We start from the raw sequence: 11920 nt of genomic DNA on the forward strand, positions 1-11920 counted from the left end.
CCCCTGAAGTGCCGGCTCAGCCTCATGACTGGAAGCCGGCACTTTTTGGTGTGGGCCAAATCCTCCATCTGCCCGGGAGGGGACCGGGGTTTCATGCAGCCGGGCCATCCATGGTATTCTTTTTCTGTAAACAACCATGAAAGGAAACGACAGGATGGAAATCGTACTGGATCACCTGACGAAAAAATTCCCCGGGCGGGGAAAAAACAGACAGGAAGTCATTGCGGTGAACGACTTCACGTTCACGATCCCCGACGGGAAGCTGGCGGCTTTGCTGGGTCCTTCGGGGTGCGGAAAGAGCACGACGCTGAACATGATCTGCGGGCTGCTGGCACCGACCTCCGGGGAGATTTTTTTTGGGGACAACAACGTGACGGCACTGCCGCCGGAGGAAAGGGGTGTGGGCATGGTGTTTCAGAACTATGCACTCTATCCCCATATGACGGTGGAGCAGAACATCCGGTTCCCGCTGGAGAATTTCCGGGGAAAGGACCGGCTGTCAAAAGAGGCCATGAAGGAACGCGTGCTGGAAGCGGCGAAGCTGGTGCACATCGAGGAGCTGCTGGAGCGAAAACCTTCGGAGCTCTCAGGCGGCCAGCAGCAGCGGGTGGCCATTGCCCGTTCGCTGGTGAAGCTGCCCAAAGTCCTGCTCCTGGATGAGCCTCTCTCCAATCTGGATGCCAGACTGCGTCTGGCGACACGGGAGGAGATCCGGCGGATCCAGCAGGAAACCCGCATCACAACGGTATTTGTCACGCACGACCAGGATGAGGCGATGAGCATTTCGGACCTCATTGTGGTCATGAAGGAAGGCGTGCTGCAGCAGGTGGATTCGCCCCAGAAGGTCTATGATGATCCGGCGAATCAGTTCGTGGCGCAGTTTCTCGGAACGCCGCCCATCAACATGTTTGACGGAGAGCTGAAGGACGGACAGCTGTGGATTGCCGGGGAACCTGTATTGCGGGTGGCCGAAGGCGAATCCGTACCGGAAGGCCCGGTTTCTGTGGGGATCCGCCCCGAGGGCTTCATTCTCCTGGAGGGTGGCGCCATGCACAATGAAATGGTGCGGCCGGAGATCACCGGACGGGATGTCTCCGTGATTTTCCGGAACAAGGCGGCGAAAACCGATGTCGTGCGCTCCATCATATCTGCTGAGGACTGGAACCACATTTCGGGAGGCGAGGTGCACTTTGACCTGAAACCCGCCAAGGTGTATCTCTTTGCGCCGGAGAGTGGTGAACGAATCCGCCTGAAGCTGGAACCCCTTGCACAGAGTGCCCCGCAACCGGAGACCAAAGCGCAGACAGCCGCTGTCCCCGGTCTGGCGGAAGAGACCGCTGAAGATACCGGTGAGGCGGAAACCATGGAGGAAAAAAGTGTGGAGGAGATCCCGGTGAGTGCCCGTGTGATCCCGCAGGTCATGGCCCTGGAGGCCCGGGAGCAGATGGCTGCAGCAGTTCAGTCTGCATCGGCAGCAGACGCCGGGGGCGACGCCCCGGAGCTGGACCGCATGCAGACGACTTTTACGGCGCTGAATGCAGATGGCCAGTCCGCGGAGGTGGTGCTGGAAACCGATGCAGTGGATACCTATATAAAGGAAGGGGAGCTGTAAATGGAGAAGCAGAACTTCAAGGCGTTTCTCTACCTGCTGCCGGCCCTGGTGTTTCTGGGGGTCTTCCTGGTCTATCCGCTGATTGACGTGTTCGTGTATTCCTTCGAAGAAGGCTACAGCTCCGCCAGCCAGAGCTTTTTCGGCGTCGGCGCCTACAACTACAGCTATGTGCTCCATGATCCCTACTTCACCCGGGCACTCATCAATACCGTGGTGCTGGTGCTGGTCACGGTGCCGGTCTCGACGGGGCTTGCGCTGCTGATATCCTGTGCGCTGATCCGCATTGAGAAGCTCCGGAGTCTGTTCCAGACGCTGTATTTCCTGCCCTATGTCACGAACACCCTGGCCGTGGGCATGGTGTTCATGGTGCTCTTCAAGTCCACGCCCTATTCCGAGGGTGTGGTGAACATGCTCATTCACATGGTGGGGGGATCCGGGGTGGATTTCATTGACGGACCCTGGTGGGCCAAGATGTTCGTCCTGTGTTTCTACACGATCTGGATCGTCATGCCGTTCAAGATCCTGATCCTGACCAGTGCCCTGGCCAGCGTGAACCCGGTGTATTACGACGTGGCGCGGGTGGACGGCACAAGCTCCCGCCGGATCTTCTGGCGAATTACCCTTCCGCTGATTTCCCCCTCGGTGTTTTATCTCGTGATCACGGGATTCATCGGCGCGTTCAAGGCCTACAGCGACGCCGTGGCACTCTTTGGGACGAACCTGAATGCAGCGGGGATGAACACGCTGGTAGGCTATGTCTTCGACATGCTGTACCGGGATGGCGGGGGCTATCCCTCCTATGCCTCGGCTGCCGCGATCATACTCTTTGCAATCGTGCTGACGATCACGGTCATCAACCTGCTCGTGAGCCGCAGGCATGTGCACTACAGCTAGAAAGGAGCCGGCATGAACGCAAGAAAAAAGTTCCGGCCTCTGACCTGGGTGCTGCTCATTCTCTGGGCCCTGGTGGTGCTCTTTCCCTTTTACTGGATGGTGCTGACCTCCATCAAGGACTACGGGGCCTACAACGCGGAGTACATCCCCTCGTTTTTCACCCTGTCGCCCACGGTGGAAAACTACGTGCAGGTCTTCACGGAAGTGGACCTGGGGCGGTATCTGCTCAACACGGTGATTTTCACCGTCATCACCACCGCGCTGATGGTTTTCGTGACGATCCTGGCTGCCTTTGCCTTTGCGCGGATGGAGTTTGCGGGCAAGAACCTGCTCTTCACGGCGTTTCTGGCGCTGATGATGATCCCCTCGGAGCTGGTGGTGATCACAAACTTCCAGACCATCACGGAGTGGAACATGCGCAACACTTTCCTGGGCCTGATCCTGCCGTCGGTGACGTCGGTGTTCTACATCTATCTGCTGCGGGAAACCTTCGCCCAGGTCCCGGATTCGCTGTATTACGCCGCGAAGGTGGATGGCACGAGCGACTGGCGCTATCTGTGGAAGGTCATGGTGCCGATCTGCCGGCCAACGGTGGTGACGATCACGATCCTGAAGGTGATCGAGTGCTGGAACCTGTACATCTGGCCATCCCTGATCACCGACGACCCGAAGTACTACCTGGTCTCCAACGGGATCCAGGAAATCCGGGAAAGCGGCTTTGGCCGCGCCAACATCCCGGCGATGATGGCCGCGGTCGTGGTGATCTCCATTCCCCTGATCCTGCTGTTTCTGGGGTACCGGAAACAGATCATGTCCGGCGTGGCCCGGGGAGGAACCAAGGGATGAGGCCCCGCATCGTGTACCGGTTTCCGGTGGAAACGGGTACACGATCCCGGCCCCTTTCCGTTTCTGCTGTGTGTGAGAAACACGGATCTGCCGGTCGGGACAGGATGGGCAGTCTCCCCACAGGGAACGTGACAGGAGAAAGGACGGGGTTGGCTGAATGAAACGGTTCATGAAAAAACTCGCAGCGGCAGCAGCCTGTCTGTGCATGGCGATGCTGCTGACGGCGTGCCACGGGTCGCATCAGACGGCGAAGTTCGAGATCCCGGACACGCTGGATGAGTCGAAGCCCATTGAAATCACGTTCTGGGCGAAAAATGACACGAACAAAAACCAGACGGCGGTGTACAAGAAGGCAATCGGGGATTTCGAGGGGCTGTATCCGAACATCAAGGTGAAGATGAAGCTGTACACGGATTACGGGAAGATCTACAACGACGTGATCACGAACATTGCGACGGGCACGACCCCGAATGTGGCGATCACGTACCCGGACCACATTGCGTCCTATCTCCAGGGGGCGGATACGGTGGTGTCGCTGGATGAACTCATGGCGGACCCGAAGTACGGTCTGGCGGGGAGCGAGCTGAAGTTCGACGGTCCTTCCCGTCAGGAGATGGTCCCGGCGTTCCTGGAAGAAGGCGTGATCGAAGGAACGCAGTATGCGCTGCCCTTCATGCGGAGCACCGAGGCGCTGTACATCAACAAGACGCTGGTGGAAAAGCTGGGTTACCAGATCCCGGATGTGGTGACCTGGGACTGGATCTGGGAGGTGTCCGAGGCGGCGACGGCGAAAAACGAGGACGGTACGTATGTGGCAAATGGCCAGAATGTACTGATCCCCTTCATTTACAAGTCCACGGACAACATGATGATTCAGCTGCTGAAGCAGCAGGGAGCGGGGTACTCGACGGAAGACGGCGACATTGAGCTGTTCAATGACGTGACGACACAGGATCTGAAGGACATTGCGGCGCATGCAGGCACCGGGGTGTTCTCGACGTTCAAGATCTCGGGCTATCCGGCGAATTTCCTGAATGCCTCGCAGACGCTGTTTGCGGTGGACTCCACGGCCGGAGCCACGTGGATGGGCGCTCATGCGCCGCTGTCGGACATCAGCCCGGATGCCTTCACGGAGTTCGAAACCGTGGTGCGGCCGGTGCCGCAGGTGGATGCGAACCATATCGAAATGATTTCACAGGGGCCATCCATTGCGCTGTTCGGGAAGGAAGACCCGCAGGAGGTGCTGGCCTCCTGGCTCTTTGCGCAGTACCTTCTGAGCAACGACGTACAGCTGGGGTATGCGAAGACCGAGGGGTATCTCCCGGTGACGAACAAGGCCCTGGCCAGTCCGGAGTACCAGGAGTATCTGTCGCTGGCGGGCACGGATAACGACGAGCATTATTCGGTGAAGATCGAAGCGGCGAGACTGCTGATGAACAACCTCACCAGCACCTTCACGACGCCGGTTTTCAACGGTTCGGCGAGTCTGCGCAGTGCAGCGGGAGAGCTGGTGGAGAATGTGGTGAAGTCCACGAAGCGGAAGCAGACCGTGGACGATGCCTATCTCCAGAAACTCTATGAGCAGGTGAGCTCGCTCTATCACCTGGATCAGCTGCCGCAGGCATCGGGCAGCGAGAAGAGCCTCGGGCCTCTGCCGGAGTCCTCTGTATGGCTGCTGTCGATCCTGGGTGTGACGTGGGTATGCATCGCGGTGTACTGGATCGCGGACAAAGTCCGGTCCAGGAAGAAAGCATAGAAGCTGTATGCAGAACAGAAGCAGGTAACGCGCTGGCTGAAGGGCGGGTGCCTGCTTTTTCTGATGGCGGGTGGATGTGCAGCATTGTCCAGGCGGGGGCGACGGGCGGGCATCGGCCATGAAACCGGGTGTCATTTGGGTGAAAACCGCAAAATGGGTGGGGAGCAGTGCGGGCAGTGACGTATAATAGGGAGCAGGAGGCAAAGGAAGAACTTTGCCGGGAGGAAACTGGATGATGAAGAAACACTGGCTGCCGGCCCTGCTGCTGAGTGCCGGACTGGCACTGACGGGATGCTCGGGCAATTCCGGGGACAGCGAAGCGACGAAGGACAAGACCACGGAAACCGAGGCGGATCCCGCTGCGAAATCCGAAGGCGTGATGACGTATCAGGAGTACATGGATGCCGATCTGGAGTCCGAGGTGACGATCGAAGCCTTTGTGCAGGCGAAGCAGTCCTGGTGGGAAGACAAGGCCACGATTTATGCGGCGGATGCAGACGGGGCGTACTTCATTTACAACGCCAATGTCTCCGAGGATCTCTACAAGGAACTGACAGACGGCACGAAGATCAAGGTCAAGGGCTACAAGACAGAGTGGTCCGGCGAGGTGGAGATCGCGGAAGGCGCCGAGGTGGAAGTCCTGAAGGACGGCGGCACCTGGATCGAGCCTGTGACGGATGTGACGCAGTACCTGGGCAACGAGGAAGAACTGATCAAGTACCAGAACCAGAAGGTGGAATTCAAGGACATGACCATCGAACCGGCGGAAGACGGGTCGGATGCGGCGTATCTGTACAACTATGACGGATCCGGCGAGGAAGGCGATGACCTGTATTTCCGGGCGTCAAAGGACGGAAACACGTATACGTTCACCGTGGAGTCCTATCTGTGCGACAAGGATTCCGATGTCTACAAGGCCGTGAAGGAGCTGAAGGTCGGCGACAAAGTCGACATGGAAGGCTTCCTGTACTGGTACGAGGGCGCCAACCCGCACATCACGAGTGTAACGGTGCTGAAGTAAGCCGAAGCGGACAAACAGCTGCCGGTGGACGGCGGCGGTCACATACAATTGAATATGGAAAAGAGACCGCATACCTGGAGGAGGGGATGCGGTTTTTTTGGGTGGAGATGGATTTCCAGTATTAGACATCCTCACTACATCGACATAAACTCTTAATTCACAATTGAAAACCGCAAGGTTTTTGACGGGGGCTGATTTCGCATCGGCTCCCTGTCTTTGTTTTCTTCTCTGACTCCAGCCACCGGACCCACCATCGACAAAAGACGCGGATCCACTCCGCGTCTCTTCATTTGGTGCCCGTTTCTGCCACCATCGGCACCCTTTACTTCTTCCTTCTCCGGCTGGAGGAGGGAATTCCCAGCTGTCCGCGGTACTTCGCAATGGCCCGCCTGGATACTTCCATTCCCAGTGCCTCGAACTGATCCGCCAGGTCCTGATCCGAATACGGATGCCGCGGATCCTCGCTGCGGATGAATGCCTGCAGGGATTTCAGGACCGAGTCCCTGCTGGTGCCGCCCCTGGTCTGCGACACAAACAGGTCCTTGACCGCATGCACGGTTCCGCCCCAGAGATAGTGTTTGTTGGAGAGAGTGCGGGAGACGGTCGATTCATGGACGCCGGTTTCCTTCGCAATGTCCTGCAGCGTGCAGGGTTCGAGCTCGTCGTCATAGAGAAAGTGGTTTTTCTGGTGTTCCACCAGGGCATTCATGAGCACCAGCAACGTGACTTTCCGCCGGCTGAGAGCATCCACAAAGAAGTGTGCCTCTTCCAGGTATTTCCGGAAGACCGGGTCCTGCTTCACGGACTCCGCACTGGACTGGTCCAGTGACAGCGTGCCGCTGTCAGGCAGCTGAATGTCCACGGAGTCCTCATGGCGGATGATTTCGAAATCCGGCAGAAGCAGCTCGGCCCGGGTATGGTTATAGGCGTGACAGGGATTGAGCTGGCAGCTGCGGATCACCCCGAGCAGTGCCTCGATCCTGGGATAAGACCACCCTTCCTGTTCCCGGATCATGCACAGATCGCCGCTGATCAGGGCTTCGGGATAGGTCTTCATAAGATGCAGCGCATCCGTTTCGCCCATTCGTTCAAGCTGCAGGAGCACGCTTTCCAGCTGCGACCGGGCCCCCACACCCGCCGGTTCCAGGGACTGCACCACCCGCAGCTGGGAGGCAAAATGTGTTTCGCTGCACTGCATCACGGTACTGCCCGTCTCGATGGATTCCCGGAACAGGCCATGGTCATCCAGGGATTCGATGATGTAGCTGCATACCTTCCGGTCAAAGGGCGTGCGCAGCGTATGGAGCTGCAGGTACAGGTCCTCCTTGAGGGAGACCGGCAGGGCAAAGGACTCCTCGAGCATTGCATTCAGGTCTTTGCCGGGATGATAGTCCAGAAAGGGGTTGGATGAGGTCAGATCGCGGATGGCCTCCAGGAGTTCCTTCTCGTTCATCTTCAAAATGTCCAGAGATTTTTTCATGGACTGGTTCAGTGACAGAGAGTGTTTCTGTGTCTGCTTATTCAAAAGTTTCTGGGGCATGATCTGCACCTCCTTCACTCATAAATAAGCAAGATTTATGCCAACTTTTATAGATTTTCGGGCGTTTGACAACGCTTTTTTTGTGTCTATACTAACACTCAGGTGAGCGAACATGCAGGAAATGATAGAAAAAGCAATACAGGAACATACACAAAACGGACAGTTCAGCCGTCTTTCCGTGGCGGAACTGTCCTCGCAGCTGAGTCTTCCCAAAAGCCGCGTCACCCAGGTACTCCAGCAGCTGCTCAAGGCCGGCACCGTTGTCCGCGCAGGGCAGAAGCCGGTCCTGTTCCTGGACCGCAGCGTGCTGGAAGAGACGTATGGCACGGCCATTGAAGGGGATACGATCCGCAACCTGGACCAGTGGCTGGCGGCGCAGACAGACCAGGAGCAGGACTTTGACAGACTGATTGGCCACGATGGCAGTCTGTCCTCGCTGGTGGAACAGTGCAAGGCGACCGTGGCCTATCCCCCCAACGGTCTGCCCCTCATTCTGACGGGAGAAACCGGCACGGGCAAAAGCATGATCGCGGGCCTTGCCTATGAATATGCCCGCAACCACGACCTCGTGAAGCCGGAGAGCCGCTTTGTGGCGGTGAACTGCTCGGAGTATGCGAACAACCCGGAACTGCTCACGGCCAATCTCTTCGGCTATGTCAAGGGAGCCTTCACCGGCGCAGACCAGGATACCCCGGGGCTGCTGGAACTGGCGGACGGTGGTGTGCTGTTTCTGGATGAAGTCCACAATCTGAAGGGAGAATGCCAGGAAAAGCTCTTCCACTTCATGGACCAGTCGATATATCACCGCATGGGTGACAACAAGACCTGGTACACATCCAGCGTACGGCTGATTTTTGCGACAACCGAAGACCCGGAAAAGGTGCTGCTCAAGACCCTCCAGCGGCGGATCCCCATGAAGCTGACGGTTCCCAACCTGGCCGCCAGGGGCAATTACGAAAAACTGCAGATCATTCTGTCCATGTTCGCCAGAGAGGAAGAGCGCCTCAAGGTGCACATCCAGCTCAGCAGCAGCGTCATCCAGCTGCTGCTGTCCTACCCCTTCCCGGAGAACATCGGCGGCCTGAAAAGCGCGATTCAATCCAGCTGCGTAAATGCCCTCTTTCAGACAGACGAAGAGAAAGTCATGCGCATTGGCCTGAAGGATATACCGGATTCCGTCATCCAGTATTCGGCGCTGGAAACACTGATGAAGCCCCGGGAACTCACCTGGCACGGCATCGAAGAACTTCGGCATGACCTGGTGAATGTCCGCACTCCGTTCAGCTTTTTCGAATCGGTGCTGGAAACGCTGGAAACCACACAGGATTTTGAATCGGATTTCCGGGCCATTCAGAAAACGGTGCTGCATCATTTCAAACGGAGTCTCCGTAAGGCAGATTTGACCCCCTTTGAGACAGCCTTTCTGACCATTGTGCAGGACAGGTGCCGCCAGTACCATCTGGAGCTCCCGGAAAAAGACCGGCAGCTGTATACAACAGCCTTTGTGGAACTGCTGTCATTGCCCCAGGGCATCGATTTGCTTCTGCAGTCCAGAGCAAAGCAGGTGGAAGAAGTCATGAACCGTCTGCGGACAGAGGCCTTCAAGTACTTTTCTCTGGTGACGGAAATCCGCCAGGAGGTCAGGGAGCGACTGGAAACAGACCTGAATCCGCTCCAGTGCCTCATCATGACCGTACTGGCTGCCAGGGCTGGCCAAAGCCAGCCCGCACCCCGGCGGATGGGGGTGATCCTGGCCCATGGGGAATCCAGTGCCAGTTCCATGGCCATGTGCGTCAACCAGTGGCTGGAGACCCATGTATTTGACGCGATCGACATGCCCCTGTTTGTGAGCCAGGAAGAAATCAGCCGCCAGCTCAATGACTGGCTCCGGAAAATGGAGGGCATCGAGGAACTGTTTCTGCTCGTGGACCTGGGCAGTCTGGAGCAGATTTACCGCAATCTCAACATCCGCAATGTGAACATCGGCATCATCAATTCCCTGAGCCTGAAACTGGCCCTGTCGGTGGGACAGGACATCCGCAACCAGACGCCCATGGAGAAAGTGTTTGAGCGGGCAAAGGCGCTCTCGAGCATCGAGTACCACATTGAGCGCAACCGGGAGAAGCCCAGGATGATCATCTGTTCCTGCGCCAGCGGCCTGGGGGTGGCGGAAAAGCTCCGGGGTGTCATTGTGGATTCCCTGCCGGAAGACAGCGACATCCGCGTCATGACCTATGACTACAACACCCTGCAGCAGGAAGGCATGACGTCCCCGGTGTTTGAGGAAAACCAGGTGATCAGCATCGTGGGGACACTGAAGCCGGAGGAAATCACGGTGCCTTTTGTCGCCCTGGAGGACCTGATCCTGCAGGAAAACACGAATCGGTTTGATGACAGCCTGCGGCCGTACATGGAGGCGGAGGAGATGCGGGTGTTCAAGAAAAACATCGTCAAGAATTTCTCGCTCTCCAACATCATGAATTCCCTGACGATCCTGAATCCCGCCAAACTGCTGGAACATGTGGCGGATGCGATTGACCGGCTGCAGAACCGTCTGGGTGTCAGTCTGGGCAACAACACCTGTTTCGGTTTGTATGTGCATGTGAGCTGCCTGATCGAGCGCCTGGTCATGAACCGGGGCATCGAAGTCTATGGCAATGCGGATGCCTTCCGTCTGGAGCAGCAGGACTTCATTCAGGCGGTGGATGACTCCTTTGCGGATGTGCAGAAATTCTACGGCATCCGGATCCCGGTGGAGGAAACAGGCTACATGTATGACTACATCAAAAACGATCCCAATTACAAAAAGCGTGTCTGAAGCGGCACGCTTTTTTTGTCCGGGTGCCGATGACGACGGACCGGGGTCGATTCGCCAAAAAAAACGCGAAAAACCGCAGGAAAACCAGCGGACTGTCCGGCAAAAGACGGAAAAACCGGCAGGATGGCACGGAACTTGCTGGTATGGAAGTGACGGGCAGCCTCCGGCACCGGCGGATATGGATCCGAAGAAAATACAGAAAAATTCTTCGGAAACATTGAAACTGGCACAGAGTTTGCTGGTGTGGAAGTGAACCCGCCCGCTGCATATAGGCATCGGCCACCAGGTTCCCGGAAAAACCACACCGGGCTGAACGGGACTGGCACAACCTATGCTGGTATGAAAGTGGACGCACTCACGGCTTTGCCGCACAGGATGCGGCCGGATTCAGAGGATTTCGGAAAAAACATCCGGATTCTCTGAATCCGGCACGAACCTTGCTGGTATGAAAGTGAAGGAAAACAAGAAAGGAGGTCCATATGCGGAACATTATTCTGGCATCTCATGGAGAGTTCTCAAAGGGACTGAAGGATTCAGTGAGCATGATCGTCGGCGACCTGGCCGATCCGATCCGGACATACAGCCTGTATCCCTCCTGTTCCCCTGCGGACTACATGGAAGAAATGACGAAGGAGATCCTGGCACATCCGGAGGACGAATATGTCTTCCTGTGCGATGTGAAGGGTGGCAGCGTGCACAGCGCCGTGTCCCGCCTGTGCAGCCACAGAAACGTGGTGGTCTACAGCGGCACGAACATGAACCTGGTGCTCGATCTGCTGCTTTCGACACCGGAGTCCCTGTCGGGAAACACCGAAACCCAGGACAGGCTCATCGCCTCGGGCAAAGACGGCATCGAGGTCCTGGATCACAGCCGGCTTGAAGCCGGGGAAGAAGAAGACTTTTAAGGAGGAACGAACATGATCAAAAAACTGCGCGTGGATCACCGGCTGCTGCATGGACAGGTTGCCTTTTCCTGGACGAGCGCACTGAACGTGGACTGCATTCTGATTGCCAACGATTCCGTCATGAAGGACGAACTGCGCAAGACCACCCTCAAGATGGCAAAACCCAACGGCGTGAAGCTGGTGATGAAAAACATCGAAGACAGCATCAAGGCCATCAACAGCGGCGTGACGGACAAATACAAGCTCTTCATCGTGGTGGAAAGCATCGCCGATGCGGCTGCGCTGATCAATGGCGTGGAGTCTATCCGGGCACTGAACCTGGGCGGCACGAAGGCCACGGACAAAACCCGGAACATTTCGAAGGCCATGAACGTGACCCCGGAAGAAGAAGACATCCTGAAGAACCTGGTGGACAAGGGCGTCGACGTCACCATCCAGATGGTGCCGGAAGATACGGCGGTACCGGTCATGAAGGCTCTGTAAAATACAGCGGATCAACAGAAAATCGGAAAGAAAGAGGAAAACGAC

Annotated in this window: 10 protein-coding genes; 8 read left to right on the forward strand and 2 right to left on the reverse strand. The window is 57.0% G+C overall.

Features of this window, described 5'->3' with window-relative positions; all coding sequences use genetic code 11:
* The first annotated feature begins 154 nt into the window (after positions 1-154).
* The 5 genes from aalo17_RS01055 to aalo17_RS01075 all read left to right on the forward strand — a co-directional run bounded on the left by aalo17_RS01055 (position 155) and on the right by aalo17_RS01075 (position 6129).
* Positions 155-1612, forward strand: coding sequence for an ABC transporter ATP-binding protein (locus aalo17_RS01055; RefSeq protein ID WP_082743164.1), 1458 nt, complete (start codon positions 155-157; stop codon positions 1610-1612).
* On the forward strand, positions 1613-2506 hold the full coding sequence (locus aalo17_RS01060) for a carbohydrate ABC transporter permease (protein WP_067554413.1): 894 nt from the start codon (positions 1613-1615) through the stop codon (positions 2504-2506). It begins immediately after the preceding gene.
* A 12-nt stretch (positions 2507-2518) separates the two neighbouring features.
* Entirely contained in the window at positions 2519-3352 is an 834-nt protein-coding gene (locus aalo17_RS01065) for a carbohydrate ABC transporter permease (RefSeq protein WP_067554416.1), read from the forward strand.
* Positions 3353-3521: 169 nt separating this feature from the next.
* On the forward strand, positions 3522-5108 hold the full coding sequence (locus tag aalo17_RS01070; RefSeq protein ID WP_236940494.1) for an extracellular solute-binding protein: 1587 nt from the start codon (positions 3522-3524) through the stop codon (positions 5106-5108).
* A 232-nt stretch (positions 5109-5340) separates the two neighbouring features.
* On the forward strand, positions 5341-6129 hold the full coding sequence (locus aalo17_RS01075; RefSeq protein WP_236940495.1) for a hypothetical protein: 789 nt from the start codon (positions 5341-5343) through the stop codon (positions 6127-6129).
* Positions 6130-6451: 322 nt separating this feature from the next.
* On the opposite strand, the gene aalo17_RS01080 is transcribed toward aalo17_RS01075, so the two are convergent.
* Entirely contained in the window at positions 6452-7669 is a 1218-nt protein-coding gene (locus aalo17_RS01080; RefSeq protein WP_067554422.1) for an RNA polymerase factor sigma-54, read from the reverse strand.
* A gap of 112 nt (positions 7670-7781) precedes the next feature.
* Here aalo17_RS01080 and aalo17_RS01085 point away from each other — a divergent pair, with 112 nt between their 5' ends.
* Positions 7782-10487 carry a sigma 54-interacting transcriptional regulator gene (locus aalo17_RS01085; protein ID WP_067554425.1) on the forward strand — a complete coding sequence of 902 codons (2706 nt, stop codon included), beginning with the start codon at positions 7782-7784 and terminating at the stop codon, positions 10485-10487.
* Here aalo17_RS01085 and aalo17_RS12530 read toward each other — a convergent pair.
* Positions 10469-10705: a hypothetical protein gene (locus aalo17_RS12530; RefSeq protein WP_145907394.1), complete on the reverse strand. Its 237-nt coding sequence runs from the start codon at positions 10703-10705 to the stop codon at positions 10469-10471. The genes aalo17_RS01085 and aalo17_RS12530 overlap by 19 nt on opposite strands.
* 261 nt (positions 10706-10966) lie before the next feature.
* Between aalo17_RS12530 and aalo17_RS01095 the strand changes: the two genes are divergently transcribed.
* Both aalo17_RS01095 and aalo17_RS01100 read left to right on the forward strand, forming a co-directional pair.
* Positions 10967-11392, forward strand: coding sequence for a PTS sugar transporter subunit IIA (locus tag aalo17_RS01095; protein ID WP_067554431.1), 426 nt, complete (start codon positions 10967-10969; stop codon positions 11390-11392).
* A 12-nt stretch (positions 11393-11404) separates the two neighbouring features.
* A complete protein-coding gene (locus tag aalo17_RS01100) occupies positions 11405-11875 on the forward strand; it encodes a PTS sugar transporter subunit IIB (RefSeq protein WP_067554434.1) in 471 nt (156 codons plus the stop codon).
* Positions 11876-11920 lie beyond the last annotated feature (45 nt).

Origin of the sequence: Faecalibaculum rodentium (genome assembly GCF_001564455.1) — a bacterium.
Classification (GTDB): domain Bacteria; phylum Bacillota_I; class Bacilli_A; order Erysipelotrichales; family Erysipelotrichaceae; genus Faecalibaculum; species Faecalibaculum rodentium.

Bases quoted from the DNA above. Each gene is read 5' to 3' on its own strand.
- aalo17_RS01055 (WP_082743164.1), top strand. From the start codon at position 155: ATGGAAATCGTACTGGATCACCTGACGAAAAAATTCCCCGGGCGGGGA.
- aalo17_RS01060 (WP_067554413.1), top strand. From the start codon at position 1,613: ATGGAGAAGCAGAACTTCAAGGCGTTTCTCTACCTGCTGCCGGCCCTG.
- aalo17_RS01065 (WP_067554416.1), top strand. From the start codon at position 2,519: ATGAACGCAAGAAAAAAGTTCCGGCCTCTGACCTGGGTGCTGCTCATT.
- aalo17_RS01070 (WP_236940494.1), top strand. From the start codon at position 3,522: ATGAAAAAACTCGCAGCGGCAGCAGCCTGTCTGTGCATGGCGATGCTG.
- aalo17_RS01075 (WP_236940495.1), top strand. From the start codon at position 5,341: ATGATGAAGAAACACTGGCTGCCGGCCCTGCTGCTGAGTGCCGGACTG.
- aalo17_RS01080 (WP_067554422.1), bottom strand. From the start codon at position 7,669: ATGCCCCAGAAACTTTTGAATAAGCAGACACAGAAACACTCTCTGTCA.
- aalo17_RS01085 (WP_067554425.1), top strand. From the start codon at position 7,782: ATGCAGGAAATGATAGAAAAAGCAATACAGGAACATACACAAAACGGA.
- aalo17_RS12530 (WP_145907394.1), bottom strand. From the start codon at position 10,705: ATGTTTCCGAAGAATTTTTCTGTATTTTCTTCGGATCCATATCCGCCG.
- aalo17_RS01095 (WP_067554431.1), top strand. From the start codon at position 10,967: ATGCGGAACATTATTCTGGCATCTCATGGAGAGTTCTCAAAGGGACTG.
- aalo17_RS01100 (WP_067554434.1), top strand. From the start codon at position 11,405: ATGATCAAAAAACTGCGCGTGGATCACCGGCTGCTGCATGGACAGGTT.